This window comes from Micromonospora antibiotica, from assembly GCF_017599305.1.
GTDB classification, from domain to species: domain Bacteria; phylum Actinomycetota; class Actinomycetes; order Mycobacteriales; family Micromonosporaceae; genus Micromonospora; species Micromonospora antibiotica.
Genome location: NZ_JAGFWR010000015.1, coordinates 41,475 through 58,872, shown reverse-complemented (window position 1 = coordinate 58,872; position 17,398 = coordinate 41,475). Strand labels below are relative to the sequence as shown.

The 17,398-nt window shown below is 71.6% G+C and carries 13 protein-coding genes; 4 read left to right on the top strand and 9 right to left on the bottom strand.

Annotation, left to right across the window (positions count from 1 at the left end; all coding sequences use genetic code 11):
- Positions 1-211 precede the first annotated feature (211 nt).
- Complete coding sequence (locus tag JQN83_RS22465; protein WP_307799573.1) at positions 212-1,012, top strand: helix-turn-helix domain-containing protein; 801 nt, start codon at positions 212-214, stop codon at positions 1,010-1,012.
- A complete protein-coding gene (locus tag JQN83_RS22460; RefSeq protein WP_208569124.1) occupies positions 1,003-1,182 on the top strand; it encodes a DUF397 domain-containing protein in 180 nt (59 codons plus the stop codon). Before JQN83_RS22465 ends, JQN83_RS22460 begins: the two co-directional genes overlap by 10 nt.
- 214 nt (positions 1,183-1,396) lie before the next feature.
- On the opposite strand, the gene JQN83_RS22455 is transcribed toward JQN83_RS22460, so the two are convergent.
- From JQN83_RS22455 to JQN83_RS22430, 6 genes are all read right to left on the bottom strand, one after another.
- Positions 1,397-2,644, bottom strand: a complete 1,248-nt coding sequence (locus JQN83_RS22455; protein WP_307799570.1) for a glycoside hydrolase family 16 protein — start codon at positions 2,642-2,644, stop codon at positions 1,397-1,399.
- Between the two features lie 324 nt (positions 2,645-2,968).
- Positions 2,969-3,187, bottom strand: a complete 219-nt coding sequence (locus tag JQN83_RS22450) for a hypothetical protein (RefSeq protein WP_091251726.1) — start codon at positions 3,185-3,187, stop codon at positions 2,969-2,971.
- Between the two features lie 75 nt (positions 3,188-3,262).
- A complete protein-coding gene (locus JQN83_RS22445) occupies positions 3,263-4,351 on the bottom strand; it encodes an NYN domain-containing protein (protein WP_208569123.1) in 1,089 nt (362 codons plus the stop codon).
- 195 nt (positions 4,352-4,546) lie between these two features.
- On the bottom strand, positions 4,547-5,068 hold the full coding sequence (locus JQN83_RS22440; protein ID WP_208569122.1) for an SRPBCC family protein: 522 nt from the start codon (positions 5,066-5,068) through the stop codon (positions 4,547-4,549).
- A 184-nt stretch (positions 5,069-5,252) separates the two neighbouring features.
- Positions 5,253-6,266: a cupin-like domain-containing protein gene (locus JQN83_RS22435; RefSeq protein ID WP_208569121.1), complete on the bottom strand. Its 1,014-nt coding sequence runs from the start codon at positions 6,264-6,266 to the stop codon at positions 5,253-5,255.
- Positions 6,263-6,454, bottom strand: coding sequence for a hypothetical protein (locus JQN83_RS22430; RefSeq protein WP_208569120.1), 192 nt, complete (start codon positions 6,452-6,454; stop codon positions 6,263-6,265). The genes JQN83_RS22435 and JQN83_RS22430 overlap by 4 nt, the downstream gene beginning before the upstream one ends.
- Before the next feature lie 116 nt (positions 6,455-6,570).
- Between JQN83_RS22430 and JQN83_RS22425 the strand changes: the two genes are divergently transcribed.
- Both JQN83_RS22425 and JQN83_RS22420 read left to right on the top strand, forming a co-directional pair.
- Positions 6,571-7,260 (top strand): YoaK family protein, encoded by a 690-nt coding sequence (locus tag JQN83_RS22425; protein WP_208569119.1) that lies wholly within the window; start codon positions 6,571-6,573, stop codon positions 7,258-7,260.
- 204 nt (positions 7,261-7,464) lie between these two features.
- Positions 7,465-12,930, top strand: a complete 5,466-nt coding sequence (locus JQN83_RS22420; RefSeq protein WP_208569118.1) for an ATP-binding protein — start codon at positions 7,465-7,467, stop codon at positions 12,928-12,930.
- Between the two features lie 839 nt (positions 12,931-13,769).
- Here JQN83_RS22420 and JQN83_RS22415 read toward each other — a convergent pair.
- The 3 genes from JQN83_RS22415 to JQN83_RS22405 form a co-directional block, all read right to left on the bottom strand.
- Complete coding sequence (locus JQN83_RS22415; RefSeq protein WP_372444104.1) at positions 13,770-15,404, bottom strand: class I adenylate-forming enzyme family protein; 1,635 nt, start codon at positions 15,402-15,404, stop codon at positions 13,770-13,772.
- 207 nt (positions 15,405-15,611) lie between these two features.
- The gene (locus JQN83_RS22410) at positions 15,612-16,376 is read right to left on the bottom strand and encodes an ABC transporter permease (protein ID WP_208569117.1); all 765 of its coding nucleotides are present in this window, start codon (positions 16,374-16,376) and stop codon (positions 15,612-15,614) included.
- Positions 16,377-16,399: 23 nt separating this feature from the next.
- Positions 16,400-17,380 carry an ATP-binding cassette domain-containing protein gene (locus JQN83_RS22405; RefSeq protein ID WP_208569116.1) on the bottom strand — a complete coding sequence of 327 codons (981 nt, stop codon included), beginning with the start codon at positions 17,378-17,380 and terminating at the stop codon, positions 16,400-16,402.
- Positions 17,381-17,398: the final 18 nt, after the last annotated feature.

Genomic DNA, 17,398 nt, shown 5'->3' with positions numbered 1-17,398 from the left:
ACTGGAGAGGGCCGCTCCACTCAGGAAGAGGAGCGGCCCCGGGCAGGACTCGCTACCGCCTTCCGGCCACCAGCGAGCCCGCCATGAATGACAGTTTGTTGAGCAGACCGCTACTGTCGGAAGGCAAAACGACCGGTCGTGCCGCAGCTTCGCAGCCGTCCGCCCGTGCGGCGATTCCGAGTGGATCTCGCGTGAGAATTGTGGAGGGACTGTGGAGGAACCGACCGCCGGTCTGATTCGGGCCCAACTGCGCCGGATGCGTCTCGCCGCCGGACTCAACCAGGAGGACTTCGGCAGGCAGGTGCACTATTCGGCGTCGATGGTGTCCAGCGTGGAAACGGGCACTCGCCCATTCGACCGGCAGTTCCTCTCCCGGGCCGACGAGGTGCTCAACTCCGGCGGCCTCCTGGTCTCCCTGCTTCGGATCATGGAGAAGGAAGGCCAGCCCAGCTGGTTTCGACCGTGGCTCGAAGCCGAACGCGCCGCCCGGCAGCTTCGGTGTTTCCATCCTGGTCTCGTTCCCGCGCTGCTCCAGACGGAGAACTACGCCCGCGCGGTGATCCGCTGTGATGACCTGCTCAGCGACGACGAGGTCGAGAGGAAGGTGGCAGCCCGGATGGACCGCCAGGCAGTTCTCGACCAGCCGGACCCACCCCAGCTCATCGCTGTCATCGACGAGGCCATACTGCACCGCACCGACGAGGGCTACCGGGGCCTGATGAGCCGTCAGATCGACCACTTGGTGGCCATGACGGAACGCCCCCAGATCAGTGTGCACGTCATTCCGCGCCTGATCGGCGTCCATGTGGGCATGTCCGGGCCGTTTGCACTGGCCAGGGGCCTGGACGGTGGCTGGGTCGGCACCCTGGAGAGCCAACTCGCCGGCACGACGATCGACAGCGAGGGTGACCTGGCTAGCCTCTTGGCGAGGTGGGAGTCGGTCCGCAACGATGCCCTGCCCCGCCGCCAGTCGATGGAACTCCTGAAGGAGGCAGTGACGTCATGGACCTGAGCAACGCCCAGTGGCGCAAGGCAAGCCGCAGCGGAAACACCGACTGCGTCGAGGTGGCCGTCATGCCCGGTCTGGTTGCCGTCCGCGACAGCAAGGACCTGTCGGGGCCGGTCCTGACCTTCGACCCGCAGCACTGGAAGTCATTCGTCAGGCACGCCGGACGGCACTGACCCGGGACGCGGCAGATGGCCCCCCAGCGTGCGCTGAGGGGGCCATCCGTCATCTCAGGCCGTGCCCGCTCCCGCGGTGGCCACCCCATGCGGGACAAGTACCCGCCGCAGTGGGCGGCGTGCCGGACCCCCGGTGGGCACGCCGTGAGGAATTCCCGTCCGCTCGGTCACCAGGCGACGCCTTTCGGACGGGACCACCTGCGGTAGCCGCCGGTCAGAAGCGGGACCATTTCTGGCTGCTCACGCCGAGGCAGTCCCACAGGTGCAGTTTGCCGCCGTTGTTGGGGTTCTGGTCGCGGACGTCGACGCACCGGTTGGCGCTGAGGTTGACCAGGTCCCCGGCGCCGTTGAGGGTGAACCGTTGGGCCGGGTTGCCGTTGCAGGTGACCAGGTTGACCTCGGTGCCGTTGGCGGTGCCGGCCCAGGCGGGGTCCATGCACTTGCCCATCGCGCGTACGGTGCCGTCGGTGGCGAAGGTCCAGGCCTGCGCGGCGGTGGTGTTGCAGTCCCAGATCTGGAGTTTCGCGCCGTCGACCGGGTTGGCGCTCGGGATGTCGACGCACCGGCCGCTCTGCGCGCCCCGCAGCCGGGTGGTGCCGGGCTGCGGGTTGCCGCCGCCGGGGACGTAGCTGGAGACCCGCACGTAGTCCACGAGCATCTGCTGGGGGAACTGGGTGGAGCCGTCGGGGTAGCCGGGCCAGTTGCCGCCCACCGCCACGTTGAGGATCATGAAGAACGGGTGGTCGTAGACCCAGCGGTTGCCGCCGAGCCGGGACGGGTCGACGCGGTGGTACTCGACGCCGTCGAGGTACCAGACGATGAGGTTCGGCTCCCAGTCCACCCGGTAGGTGTGGAAGGTGTCGGCGAGGGGCTGGCCGATGGTACGGCTGCCGGTGATGCCACCTCCGCCGGAGTAGCCGGGGCCGTGCACGGTGCCGTAGACGGTGTTCGGCTCCCGGCCGATGTTCTCCATGATGTCGATCTCACCGGCGGCGGGCCAGCCGGCGCTGCCCATGTCGTTGCCGAGCATCCAGAACGCCGGCCAGATGCCCTGCCCGCGCGGGATCTTGATGCGGGCCTCGAACCGGCCGTACGCCTGGTTGAAGGTGGCGGCGGTGAGCAGCCGGGCCGAGGTGTACTCGCACCGGCCATAGTGGCACTGGTAGTTGGCCGGGTTCTCCTTGCGGGCGGTGATCACCAGGTTGCCCTGTCCGTCGTGGACGGCGTTGCTGGTGCTGTTGGTGTAGTACTGCCGCTCGTTGTTGCCCCAGCCACCGCCGCCGATGTCGAAGCGCCATCTGTTCTGGTCGACGGGGGTGCCGGCGGCGGCGTTGAACTCGTCCTGCCAGCTGATGCCGCCGATGGCGGCCGAGGCGGGCTCGGCCTGGGCCGGCAGGACGAGGGCGGCGGCAAGGGTGACCAGGGCGACCGCCGCGCGGGTGAGGGGTCGGGTTGCGAGCACGGGAGGCTCCTCGGGGACGACATCGGGGGCGGGTGGGTTGCGCGCACCGGGGGAGAGCGCTCTCTACGAAGGATGTCGATATGCCGCGCTTCTGTCAAGAATGTTGCCAATTAACTCGGGTGACCACGGGCAGCTCAGGGCACCTTCGTAACGAGAATTTCACTCTCAGTAATCAGCGTTTCCGCGCGGTGGGAACGTCGGGGGGCCGACCCGAAGGGGCCCTCAGCCGGGCGCGGATGACTTTCGACCGGGCCCGGGAAACTCCACCGGGGGCCGGATGCGGGCGGGACGCGGTGCGGACCGCCCGCCGACCGGCCCGGCCGATCAGTGATGCAGCCCGCGCCAGGAGGGGTTGCTGCCGCGCCAGGCGTCGGCGAGGATTACCGCCGCCGCCCGGCTCGGGCACTGCTGCACGCGGGAGCGACCCGACGCCCCGCCGATCTGCGCCTGGACCTCCCAGGCCTCCCCGTCGGTACGGATGTACACGTCCCGCCGCCCGCGCGGGCTCGGGTCACCGTTCCACCAGTGCTCCTCGACCATCATTTTTCGACCGTATAGCAAATCGGCCTCAGGACGTGAGTCACGAATTCGTCGAGGTCCCTCACGGAGCCGGCCCGGTCACCCCTGCCGGGGGGTGAGCAGGTAGTCGTCGGCCTCCGCGCTCCAGGCCAGGGCGACCTCGTTCGCGGTGGCGGCGGCCTTGCAGAACTGGAGGAAGCTGCGGTAGCCGAGCTTCTTCTCACTGAACTCGGGGCGGGCCCGGCGGAGCTGGTTCTTGAGTCCGGACAACGCCACCGGGCCGCCGGACCCGGCCAGCTCCGCCACCACGCCGCGCAGCAGCGCGAAGGCCAACTCCTGGTCGCCGTGCTCGGGCAGGGACACCTCGGGATCCCCCTTGGCCGGCCCTTCCGCCAACTCGACGACGTTGTGCCCGGCGAGGTGACGCAGCAGCTCGCCGAAGGTGCGGAACCCGTAGTCGGACTCGCTGAAGGTCGGGTCCTTGCGCAGCAGGGTGCGCTTGAGCCGGGAGGCGGTCACCTCGCCGTCGGAGCTGCCCTGGAGGCCGGCCACGGTCTGCGCGACCAGCACGGCGAGCGCGTCCGCGTCGCGTACCGGCTCCTCGGCGGCCGGTGGACGATCCGCCTCGGCCTGCTCCTGCTCCACCGCCTCGACCTGCTGCGGCTCCGCCGCGCGGGCCGGCCGACCCCGCCGGGCCCGGACGGGCAGGACGTCGACGCCCTCCAGCCGGTCGTAGTAGAGGAACTCGTCGCAGGCCGGCGGGAGCAGCGCCGAGGTGGACTTCTCCACCCCGACCCCGATGACCCGCTTGTTGAGTTCGCGCAGTTTGTGCACCAGCGGGGTGAAGTCACTGTCCCCCGTGCAGATCACGAAGGTGGAGATGTAGCCGCGCTCGAAGGCCAGCTCCACCGCGTCGACCGCCATCTTGATGTCGGCGGCGTTCTTGCGGGACGCACCCATCCGCTGGGGGATCTCGATCAGCTCGACGTGCGAGCGGGTGAGCATCCGGCGGTCCTCGTCGAAGTACGACCAGTCGGCGTACGCCCGCCGCACCACCACCCGACCCCGCTCCGCCAGGGCGTCGGCGATCGGGCGGAAGTCGAAGGCCCGCCCGCCATGGTGGTCCCGCGCGCCCAGCGCCAGGTTCTCGTAGTCGAGAAACAGCGCGATCCGATCCTCTTGATCCACGCCACCACCCTAATCCCGCCCCCTCCCCCACCACGCCCGCCACGTCGCAGCACCCCGCCAACTCCCGGTGATCAAGAGGAAAACGTCACCCGACGAGCGGTTCCTGACGCATTCCTCTTGATCACCGGGACGCTCCGGGCGGGGCGGGAGGCTCCGGGGGGCCGGAGGCCCCGGGGGGAGGGGGAGGGAGGGGGGCTAGGGGGTTCGGTTTTCGGCCAGGGCCTTGATGCCGTCGAGGACGGACTCGATGTGGGAGCGGAGTTGGCCGAGGCGGGACTCGACGATCTGCTCCTCGTGCTCGGGGGCCTGGTCGATCACCAGGCTGAGGCCGGACCGGCCCGGACCGACCTGGGCGGTCTGCCGCAGCCGGGTGCCGGCACCCTCCGGTTCCAGCTCGAAACGCCAGGTGGCCGCCGGGGACGACACGTCGGCCCGGCCGGCGCCGTCCGGGCCGGCGAACGCGCCGTCCACGTCCGTGACGACCCACCCGAAGACCCGCTCCTGGTCCAGCTCGGTGACGTACGACGCGGTCCGCCACTCACCGATGCGTGGATGGCTGTTGTAACCGAGGAAGCTGGCCCCCTTGGCCAGGCCGTTGGTGCCGTCGAGCCACTCCACCCGCTGCAACTCCGGGCTCAGCCGGGCCGGCAGGTGGATGTCGGTCACCAGTTCCCAGACCCGGGACGGAATCGCCTCGACGTAGACCTCGTAGGTCACGCCCGGTCCATCGGCATAACGCAAAACGGCCACCTTCACAATCGAAGATCCGGCACGCCGGATCACCCCACAGTCCGATCGACGATAATGCATGCGAGCAAGGGGTGGCAGGGGTGGCCGACGCTCAGGCGGTCACCGGCGGCAGCGGGCGGCCCCGCTCCGGTCGAGCGGGGCCGCCCCGGCGTCACCGGTCGACACCGGCTGCCGGCGGGGTGGCCATCTTGTGGTTCTGCCCCGGGACCCGGAAGTGGTGGAAGCTGACGGTGGCGCTGACCTCCAGCGCCTGCACCCAGTGCCACCAGCCCACCGGCACGAACAACAGCTGCCCAGGTTCCAGCACCACGTCGAGCACCGTCGCCTCGGCGAACCGGGGATGCCGGGTGAGGTCCGGGTCCGCCGCGTCGACCGCGCTGAACGTTCCGCCGCGCGGATAGACCAGGTGCCGCTCGTACGACGGGACCAGCCGGACGTGCTTGCGGCCGAGCACCTGGCCGAGCAGCACCGAACTGTTGTCCACGTGCAGCGGGGTCACCGTGCCGGCCGGCCCGAGCAGCAGGTGCCCGAGCCCGGACGGGTCCACGATCCCCTCCGGCGCCCGGATGTCGGCGGCGAGCGGACGCAACGCCCCGGACCAGTTCTCGTTGCGCGGCACCATGTAGTAGTCGTTGGTGCGCCGGCCCGAGCCGAGCAGCGCCAGGTAGTCGCGGAACGGCATGCTGGTGCGGTGCCGGTCGTACTGCCAGGCGTGGTCGGGGTTGGCCTCCCGCCCGGTCATCACCTCGACCACGGCGTCGCCGCAGGCCGCCGCCAGGCCGGGAAGCGTCCAGCCGAGGGCGGGCCAGTCGGCCATCAGGCCGTCGAGCACGACCGGCCGGTTGCCGAAGTAGTAGCGGGAGAAGAACTCGGCGGGGTCGAGGTCCGCACGCCGTTCCAGGGTCCGACCGCCGTCGCTGTCGCGCAGCGTCCGGTACGTGTCGAGCACCGACTCCAACCAGTCGTAGCGCAACGCGAGCCGGCGGCACACCGCGAGGTACGGGTGGTCGGCCAGGTCCCGCAGCTCGGCATCGACGGCTTCGGGGTCGGCGGACCCGGCGACGGCGGCGGCCCGCACCTGCGGCACCGACGCGCCCATGGCGAGGTTCTCGACGAGCCACTCCCGCCAGGCGGGGTCGAGTCGGGGCGGGACGAGCGTGGTCATGCCCCGGCCGCCGGGACGAGGGTGAGCCGGGGCGGGCGGACCGCCTCCTGGCAGGTCGGGTAGGAGTTCTTGACGTGGGCGGGGATGTGGTCCGGCGGTGGGGTGAGCCGCGCCTCGCGGGCGTACTCCTGACAGTTGACGTAGGAACCCTTGACGTGGGCGGGGAAGTGGTCCGGAACGTTGGTCATGGGCCCAGTCAACGGGCCGCCAGGTCCCGGCCACCAGGGACCGCCGTCCCGGTCGCCCGGGACGTTCCCGCAGGTCATGGGTAGACTCCGGCCGGAAACGATCATCGGAAGGGCCCATGACGAAAAGCTACGAGCTGCCGCTGCTGGTGTTGACCGCGGCGACCGGGGCGGTCGACGGCGTGAGCTACCTCGCGCTGGACCGGGTCTTCACCGGCAACATGACGGGCAACGTGCTCTTCATCGGTTTCGGGCTGGCCGGGGTGTCCGGCCTGCCGGTGCTCAACAACCTGGTGGCACTGCTGGCGTTCATGCTCGGCGCGGTGCTCGCCGCCCGGTTGACCCGGCGCTCGTCGGGGCCGGCGGCGCTGCCCGCCGCCGGGCTGGCCATCCTGGTCGGCGGCAGTGTGCTGACCCTCGCCCTGGCCGGGCTCTGGCTCGCCACCGGCCCACCGACGCACGGGGTGATGCTGGCCGTCACCGGGCTGCTCGCCCTGGTGCTCGGCGCGCAGGCCGCAGCGGTCAAGCACATCGGTATCCGGGACCTCTCCACGGTCGTGGTGACCATGACCATGGTGAACCTCTCCACCGACAGCCGGGCCGCCGGCGGTCCGGGCACGGCCTGGCTGCGCCGGTTCGGGGCGATCACCACGATGGGGCTGGGCGCGTTCGTCTCCGCGGTGCTGACGTTGCGGGTGAACGGGGCGGTGGCGCTGGTCGTGGCCGGGGCGTTGTTGACCGTCGGCACGGCGCTGATCGCGGTGATCCGCCGCCGCGAGGTGGCCGCGACGGCGACTGCCGACGCCTGACCCCCGCGACCTGCGGCGGGTGCCGCGCCACCACCGGTGCGGGCGGGGAGGACCAAAAACTTTTGTGGGGTTCCTACAACGGTCACCGCTCAGGGTTCGGTGATTACGACATGGCGCTACCGGCCGGCAGCCGGAAGGGTGATCGCTGTCGGGGGTCGATGCCTTGCGGCGCGTACTCGTGGATCTACCGGAGGAGTCGGTCGGGTGTTCAGCCGTGTCGCCATCGTCAACCGGGGTGAGGCCGCGATGCGCCTCATTCACGCGGTCCGAGAGCTGGCCGCGCAGACCGACACGCGGATCGAAACCGTGGCCCTCTATACCGACGTCGACCGCACCGCGACATTCGTCCGCGAGGCCGACGTCGCCTACGACCTCGGTCCCGCCTCCGCCCGGCCGTACCTCGACCTCAAGAAGCTGGAGCACGCCCTGGTCGAGACCGGGGCCGACGCCGCCTGGGTCGGGTGGGGTTTCGTCGCCGAGGACCCGGCCTTCGCGGAGCTGTGCGAAAAGATCGGGGTGACCTTCGTCGGGCCGAGCCCGGACGCGATGCGCAAGCTCGGCGACAAGATCGGCGCGAAGCTGATCGCCGAGGAGGTCGGCGTGCCGGTCGCGCCGTGGAGCCGGGGCGCGGTGGAGACCCTGGAGGCGGCGATCACCGCCGCCGCCGAGATCGGCTACCCGCTGATGCTCAAGGCGACCGCCGGTGGTGGCGGGCGGGGCATCCGCGTCGTCACCAGCGACGCCGAGCTGGCCGACGCCTACCAGCGCACCAGCCAGGAGGCGGCCCGCGCCTTCGGCAGCGGCATCGTCTTCCTGGAGCGCCTGGTCACCGGTGCCCGGCACGTCGAGGTCCAGGTGATCGCGGACGGTCAGGGCACCGCCTGGGCGCTCGGCGTACGCGACTGCTCGGTGCAGCGGCGCAACCAGAAGGTCATCGAGGAGTCCGCCTCCCCGGTGCTCAGCCCGGAGCAGGCCGTCGAGCTCAAGACGTCAGCCGAACGGCTGGCCGTCGCGGTCGGCTACCGGGGAGCGGCGACCGTCGAGTTCCTCTACCACCCGGGTGACCGGTTGTTCGCCTTCCTGGAGGTCAACACCCGGCTCCAGGTGGAGCACCCGATCACCGAACTGACCACCGGTTTCGACCTGGTCAAGGCGCAGCTGCACGTCGCGGCGGGCGGCCGGCTCGACGGGGTGCCGCCGCTGGAGCGCGGGCACGCCATCGAGGCCCGGCTCAACGCCGAGGACCCGGACCGCGACTTCGCGCCCGCCCCCGGCCGGATCGCCCGGCTGGACCTGCCCGCCGGGCCCGGCATCCGGGTGGACACCGGGGTCAGCGAGGGCGACACCATCCCGGCCGACTTCGACTCGATGATCGCGAAGATCATCGCCTACGGGCGGGACCGCGACGAGGCGCTCGGCCGGCTGCGGCGGGCGATGGCCAACACCACCGTGATCATCGAGGGCGGCGCGACCAACAAGAGCTTCGTGCTCGACCTGCTCGACCAGCCCGAGGTGATCGACGCCAGCGCCGACACCGGCTGGATCGACCGGGTACGCGCCGAGGGCCGGCTCGTCTCGCACCGGCACTCCGCCGTCGCGCTCGCCGCCGCCGCGATCGAGGCGTACGAGGAGCAGGAACGCGCCGAGCAGCAGCGGCTGCTGTCGACGGCGTTCGGCGGGCGGCCCCAGGTGCAGCACGCCAGCGGCCGGCCGTTGGACCTCAAACTGCGCGGCGTGGGCTACCGGATGCGGGTGGCCCGGGTCGGCGCGCACCGGTTCCGGGTCGGCATCGAGGCCGGTGGCGACGTGCACACCGCCGACGTCGAGCTGGACCGGTTCGACCGGCACACCGGGCAGATCGCCGTCAACGGTGCCCGGTACCGGCTACTCACCGGCACCCACGGCGCGATCCACCTGGTCGAGGTGGACGGCGTGACCCACCGGGTCGGCCGCGACGAGGGCGGCGTGGTCCGCTCCCCGATGCCGGCGCTGGTCGTCGCGACGCCGGTGGAGGTGGGTGCCGAGGTCGAGGCGGGCGCACCGGTGCTGGTGCTGGAGGCGATGAAGATGGAGACGGTGCTGCGGGCACCGTTCCGGGCCCGGCTCAAGGAGTGCGGTGTCTCCGTCGGCAGCCAGGTGGAGGCCGGAGCGGCGCTGCTGCGGCTGGAGCCCCTCGCCGACGACTCCGACGACACCCCGGACGCCCCCACCGCCGCTCCGGTCGCCCTGGACCTGCCCGTCGCGCCCGACCAGGCCCCGGCGGTCGAGCGGTCCCGGCGCGGCCAGGAGGACCTCCGTGGTCTGCTGCTGGGCTTCGACGTGGACCCGCACGACGACGGCCGGGTGCTCGACGAGTACCTCGCCGCGCGGCGGGCCGCCATCGAGGACGGCCACCGCCCGCTGGCCGAGGAGATCGACCTCGTCGACGTCTTCGCCGACCTCGCCGAGCTGACCCGTAACCGGCTGACCGGTGAGGACGTCAGCGGGGACAACCACGTCCCCAGCGCCCGCGAGTACTTCCACACCTACCTGCAGAGCCTCGACGTCGAGCGGGCCGGTCTGCCGGCGCCCTTCCAGGCCAAGCTGGCCAAGGCCCTCGGCCACTACGGCGTCACCGAGCTGGACCGCTCCCCCGCCCTCGAAGCCGCCGTGTTCCGCATCTTCCTGGCCCAGCAGCGGGCCTCCGCCGACGCCACGGTCGTCGCGACGCTGCTGCGCTCCTGGCTACGCGAGCCCCCGCCGGACGCGGTGCTGCGTGAGCCCGCCGGTCTCGCGTTGGAGCGGCTGGTGGCGGCGACGCAGGTGCGTTTCCCGGTCGTCGCCGACCTGGCGCGCGGTGTGGTGTTCGCCTGGTTCGCCCAGCCGCTGCTGCTGCGCAACCGCGCCCGGCTGTACGCCTCGGTCCGCCGCCACCTGCGTCACCTGGACGCGCACCCGGACGCGGCGGACCGCGCCGAGCGGGTCGCGGAGATGGTCCGCAGCACCGAACCCCTGGTCCGGGTGCTCGGCCAGCGGCTCGTCCGGGACCACCTCGACAACGCGGTGATGCTGGAGGTGCTGACCCGGCGGTACTACGGCAACAAGGGTCTCGCCGACGTCCGCACCCGCCAGGTCGCCGACTGCACGTTCGTGGTGGCCGAGCGGGCCGACTCCAGCCTGCTCTCCGCCGCCGTACGCTTCGACGCGTTGGGCGACGCGCTGCGTGGGCTCGCCGAGCTGGCCGGGGACGGCTCCGCCGTCGACGCCGACATCTACCTCGGCTGGGAGAACCAGCCGGAGGACTTCGACGCGATGGCCGCCGCGCTGCTGGAGGTCGTCAACGCGCACCCGCTGCCGGCCCAGGTCCGTCGGCTCACCACCACCGTCGCCGGGCGTGGCGGCGCGGTGATGCACCACCACTTCACGTTCCGCCCGTCGAGCACGGGGATGAGCGAGGAGCGGCTGATCCGGGGCCTGCACCCGTACATCGCGCAGCGGATGCAGTTGGAGCGGCTGCGCAAGTTCGACCTGACCCGGCTGCCGTCGTCGGACGAGGAGGTCTACCTCTTCCAGGCCGTCGCCCGGGAGAACCCGTCCGACGAGCGGCTCGTCGCGTTCGCCCAGGTGCGTGACCTGACGGCGCTGCGCGAGCACGACGGTCGGCTGGTCGCCCTGCCCACGGCCGAGGACATCGTCGCCACCTGCCTGGACTCGATCCGTCGGGCGCAGACCCGCCGCCCGTCCAAGACCCGCTTCAACACCAACCGGATCGTCATCTACGTCTGGCCGCCGAGCGACCTGACCCGTGAGGAGATGGAGATGATCGCCGGGCGGGTCCGCCCGACGACTGTCGGCGCGGGGCTGGAGGAGATCCTGTTCATCGCGCGCCAGCGCGACCGCCGCACCGGTGAGCTGACCAAGATCGCGGTACGGATCTCGTTCGACGCCACCGGTGGGGCCGAGCTGAGCATGGGTGAGCCGCCGACCGACCCGGTCGAGCCGCTCGACGACTACCGGCTGAAGGTCCTGCGGGCCAGCAGCCGCAACACGGTCTACCCGTACGAGTTGACCGGGATGCTCGGCCAGTTCGTCGAGCACGACCTCGACGACGACCACGCGCTGGTGCCGGTGGACCGGCCCCGGGGGCGCAACACGGCGGCGATCGTCGCGGGGGTGGTCACCACGCCGACCCCGAGGCACCCGCAGGGCGTCACCCGGGTGGTGCTGCTGGGCGACCCGACCAAGTCGCTCGGCGCGCTCTCCGAGGCCGAGTGTCGGCGGGTGATCGCCGCCCTGGATCTGGCGGAGCGGCTCCAGGTGCCGCTGGAGTGGTACGCCCTGTCGGCCGGTGCCCGGATCTCGATGACGTCGGGCACCGAGAACATGGACTGGGTGGCGGCGGCGCTCAAGCGGATCGTCGAGTTCACCCAGGACGGCGGCGAGATCAACATCGTGGTCGCGGGGATCAACGTGGGCGCCCAGCCGTACTGGAACGCCGAGGCGACGATGCTCATGCACACCCGGGGCATCCTGGTGATGACGCCGGAGGCCGCGATGGTGCTCACCGGCAAGCAGTCGCTGGACTTCTCCGGTGGGGTCTCCGCCGAGGACAACTTCGGCATCGGCGGCTACGACCGGGTGATGGGCCCCAACGGGCAGGCGCAGTACTGGGCGCCCAACCTGACGGCCGCCCGGGACGTGCTGATGTCGTACTACGACCACACGTACGTCGCGCCCGGGGAGGACACCCCGCGTCGGGCGACCACCGCCGACCCGGCCGACCGGGACGTCTCCGCCTTCCCGCACACCGTGGCGGGCAGCGACTTCACCACCGTCGGCGAGATCTTCTCCGCCACGGCGAACCCGGACCGCAAGAAGCCGTTCGACATCCGTACGGTGATGCGGGCGCTGTCCGACCAGGACCACCCGGTGCTGGAGCGGTGGGCGGGCATGGCCGACGCGGAGACCGCGGTGGTGCAGGACGTCCACCTCGGCGGCATCCCGGTCTGCCTGCTCGGCATCGAGTCGCGGTCGGTGCCCCGCCGGGGCTTCCCGCCCACCGACGGCCCGGACACCTACACCGCCGGCACCCTGTTCCCGCGCTCGTCCAAGAAGGCCGCGCGGGCGATCAACGCGGCCAGCGGCAACCGGCCGCTGGTGGTGCTGGCGAACCTGTCGGGCTTCGACGGCTCACCCGAGTCGATGCGCAAACTGCAACTGGAGTACGGGGCCGAGATCGGCCGGGCGATCGTCAACTTCCGTGGGCCGATCGTGTTCTGCGTGATCTCCCGCTATCACGGCGGGGCGTTCGTGGTCTTCTCCAAGGCGCTGAACCCGAACATGACGGTGCTGGCACTGGAGGGCTCGTTCGCCTCGGTGCTCGGCGGCGCCCCGGCGGCGGCGGTGGTGTTCTCCGGCGACGTCAATGCCCGTACCGCTGCCGACCTGCGGGTGCGCGACCTGGAGTCGCGGGTCGCGGCGGCCACCGGCACCGAGCGGGCGGCGCTGACCGCGGAACTCGACGAGACCCGCTCGGCGGTCCGCGCGGAGAAGCTCGGCGAGGTGGCGGCCGAGTTCGACCGGGTGCACAACATCCAGCGGGCGGTGGAGGTCGGCTCGGTCGACGCGGTGATCCGGGCCGCCGAACTGCGCCCCCGCATCATCGAGGCGATCGAGTCCCGACTGCGGTGACGTCGGTGGGCGGGGCCCGTAGGCCCCGCCCACCGAACGACCCGACGGGACGACCACCGGGTCCGTCCTTCCGCGTCCCCGTCGCGCCCGGCCGGGAGTGCGGGCCCGGCACCGGTCGTCCAGCCCGCCGGGATGGCGATCGCTGGCCGACTCGCCCACATGGCAATCGATGACCAGGCGGGGAGGCGGGCGCTGGCCGACCTGCCCAGGCGGCGGGCGCTGGCCGGGCGGTGAGGCGGGCGCTGGCCGACCTGCCCACGTGGCGATCGCTGACCAGACGGGGAGTCGATCGCCGGTCCGGCGGGTCTACCGACGGTCGACGGCTGCGGCCCGAGCTGCCGGAGCCGCCGGCCTGGCAGTGGTTGTCGTGGACAGCGTTATGCCGCAGCGTCATGAATATGACGCTGCGGCATAACGCTGTCAGCGCATCCTGACGTCAGGAAGGGCCAGCCGCCGGGGTGGGAAGCCGGCAGGCAGCAGAGCAGGCGGGGTGGGAAGCCGGCAGGCAGCAGAGCAGCCGGCCATCGGGGACACCTGGCGGCGGAGGTGGCGGAGGCGGCGGCGACCGGGCTGGCCGCCGAGCGCCGGCCGACACAGCCCGGCGGACCGGCCGAGCGCACCCCGGCCGACCGGCCGAGCGCACCCCGGCGGAGCCAGCCGGAGCACAGCCCGCCGGAGCCAGCCGGAGCACAGCCCGCCGGAGCCAGCCGGAGCACAGCCCGCCGGAGCCAGCCGGAGCACAGCCCGCCGGAGCCAGCCGGAGCACAGCCCGGCAGGTGGACCCGAGCGCAGCCGGCCGACGAGCGACCGGTGCGCAGGCGTCAACGCGTGGCGGATGCTCAGGCGTCGGCCAGCAGCCGCTGGCGCATCAGGAACTTGCGGACCTTGCCCGTCGGGCCCATCACCACACCGTCGTCGGGCACGGTGACCACCCGCCGCAGCGTCCCGCCGACCACCGGGCCGAGCGCGGTGCGGACCTGGTCGGCGCGGTCGAGCGCCGGATCGGCGTCGTCGGCGAGCAGCAGCAGCACCTCGGTGACGATGCGGTCGTCGTCCTCCCGGACCGCGATGACCGTGCAGTCGCGCACGTCCGGGCAGTGCTTGAGGATGCGCTCCTCGGACAGCGCCGTGTAGAGCCAGTTGCCGTCGCCCAGGTCGACCGCGTCGCTGGCCCGGTCGACGTGGTGGTAGTTGCCCTCCGGGTCGCGGTACATCAGGTCACCGGTCAGGTAGTAGCCGTTGAGCCGGGTACGGAAGGTGTTGACCGAGTCGTTCCAGTACCCGATCGCCAGCGTAGGCGACTTGAGCCCGACGTGGCCCACCTCCCCCTCGGCGACCTCCTCGCCCGTCACCACGTCGAGCAGGGCGATCTGTGCGAACGGGTACGGCTTGCCGACGCAACGGTCGTAGCGGTCACTGCCGAGGCGGTGGCTGATCCGGAACGCGCCATGGCCCATCTCGGTGGAGCCGAGCATGTCGACGAACTTCGAACCGGGCACGTCGACCATGCCCTGCCGGGTGTACGCCGGGTGGCTGCCTACGGCGACCAGCCGCCGGATGTGCGACTCGTGGGCGCAGTCGCCGGTGTTGAACCAGTTGCGCACCGAACTCAGGTCACGGGCGGTCAGGTCGTGACGGGCCAGCTCCGACCAGGTCACCGCGAAACCGAAGACGCCGGTCGGCCGCCAGCGTTCGATGGCGTCGAGGATCGTCTCGGCGCTGCGCGCGAACGGGCCACCCTGCGCCGACAGGTAGAGCAGCTGGTAGCCGTTGCAGAGCGCCTGGTTGACGGTGATGATGCCGGCGGTGTGCGCGGCCGGCAGGACGGACAGCTCCCGTACCTCACCGTAGGGGCGGGACTCGGTGAGCCGGACCGCCCGGATGGCGGCGAACAGCCCGTGGTGCGAGTGGACGATCGCGGCCGGCACCCGGGTGGTCCCCGACGAGTGGGTGATGGCGACCGGGTCCTCGGGGTGGTGGCGGTAGTGCGGTGGGGCCTGGTCGGGGTCGCCGGTGCCGGTCTCCGCGGCGTCGCCGAGGATCGGCACCCCGAGGTCGTGCTCACGCAGCGCGGCATGGTCGGCGTCGATGACGACCCCGACGCCGCGTAGCCGCCTGATGAACTCGGCCGCCAGCTCGATCGGCATGTTGCCGTTCATCAGGGCCGGGATCGCACCGAGCCGGTTGAGGGCCAGGTAGTTGAGGAACACGTCGGGCGCGGACGTCACGTAGACCGCGACCGGGTCACGCCGGCCGATGCCGCGCCGCCGGAACCAGTCGGCGCGGGCGGCGACCCGCTCGGTCAGGGTGGCCAGCGACAGCGGCGTCCAGGCGGGGATCCCGTCCACGTCGACGTCGAAGGTCACCCGGGGCAGGTCCGGGTCGGCACCGTGTTCGGCCAGCCGGAGCAGGACGTTTCCGGCCCCCAGCTCCATGTCGGCCGCCAGGGTCGCCCGGAAGTTGTCGGCACCCAACGAGTTGTCTCCTCACCTGACACGCTCACGGTCACCGCACCTCGGCGCGACGGCCGATCTGGGACACGCTCAGGCTAGAGCGCGGACCACCGGCAGACAATGGCCAACATCAATCCTGGCTACGCCGGCCCGCGCGCCGCCCGTCGCAGGCCGCAGTCCGCCCGTCGCGGGCCGCGATCCGTCCTGGCAGGCGGCGATCCGCAGGCGTCAGGAGACCTCACGGTTGAACAGGTGCGACGACCAGACCAGGCTGACCGCCGCCAACCCGATCATGATGAGCGCACCCTGCCAGACCACGGGTTGGCCGATCTGACCGTTGAACAGCGCCCGCATGCCGTTGGTGGCCCAGGCGAACGGGTTCCAGACCGCGACCTGCTGGATCCACAGCGGGGCCAGCACCAGCGGGATGAGCACCCCGGCGAGCAGCGAGATCGGCTGGCCGACGGTGTTCACCAGCACACCGAGGCTGTTCTCGTTGCGCACCAGCAGCGCGATGTCGTACGAGATCGAGGTGCTCAGCAGCACCATCACCGACAGCAACGCGTAGGAGATGAGCAGGTTGCCCAGGTGCACCCGCAGCCCGAACGGCAGCGCCACGAGCGTGATGATCACCGCCTGCACCACGTTCAGGCAGACGTGCATCAGGGCCCGGCCCAGCAGCAGCGCCGTGCGGCTGACCGGGGTCACCCGGCACCGGTCGATGATGCCGGCACGCAGGGCACTGAGCAGCCCGTAGCCGGCGAACAGCCCACCGAACAGGCCCATCGCCACGAACAGTCCGGGCACGTAGATGCGGTACGCGTCCGCGTACGAGGAGGCACCCCGGTCGACCATCACCACCTTGAGGAACGGGGCGAACAGCACCAGATAGGTGATCGGCTGGGCCAGGCTGAACGCCACCATCACCGGGTTGCGCACCATCAGGCCGACCTCCTGCTGGAAGATCAGCCAGGTGTCGCGGACCAGTTTCACTGCGGCTCCTCTCGCACCGGTGGTCACTCCTCGAGCGAGCGGCCGGTCTTGGCCAGGAAGACGTCGTCGAGGCTGGGTCGGCGGGCCTCGATCGCCCCGGGCTCGATCCCCCGGCCCAGCAGGGTGCGCATGATCTGCGGGATGGCGGTGGCGGCGCTGTCCACATAGAGCCGCAGGGTGCCGTCGACCACCTCGGACGAGTGCACGTAGGGCTGCTCGGTCAGCAGCTTCGTGGCGACCGGCAGGTCATTGTCGGTGACGTCGTCGACCACACCGGCCCGGTTGAGGTCGACCGCGACCACGTCCCCGGAGATCTCCCGCTTGAGATCCGACGGGGTGCCCTCGGCGACGATCAGGCCGCCGTCGATGATGGACACCCGGTCGCACAGGGTGTCGGCCTCGTCGAGGTAGTGCGTGGTGAGGAAGACGGTCATCCCCTCCGCCCGCAGTCGCCGGACCTCCTGCCACATCCGCACCCGGCTGGGCGGGTCCAGCCCGGCGGTCGGCTCGTCGAGGAAGATGACCTGCGGCGAGTGGATCACCCCGAGCGCCACGTCGAGCCGCCGCCGCTGCCCACCCGAGTAGGTCCTGATCCGGCGGTCGGCGAAGTCGCCGAGCTGGAACGCCCCGATCGCCGCCTCGGCCCGGCGCTGCGCCTCGGCCTTGCCGAAGCCGTACAGCCGGGCCTGGAGCACCAGGTCGCGGCGGGCGGTCGAGTCGTCGTAGGTGCCACTGGCCTGGGCCACGAAGCCGATCTGCCGGCGGACCTGGGCGGGTGCCCGCAGCAGGTCGACCCCCGCGATCGTCGCCCTACCCCCGTCGGGGCGGATCAGGGTGGCCAGCATCCGCATGGTGGTGGACTTGCCCGCACCGTTGGGGCCGAGAAAGCCGACGATCTCGCCGCGGGCCACCGCGAAGTCGACCCCGCGCACCGCCTCGACCGTGCCGGCGCTGCGGCCACGCCCGACCCGGTAGGACTTGCGCAGGCCGGTGGCCTCGATCATCGAGCCTCCTCGGGCGGG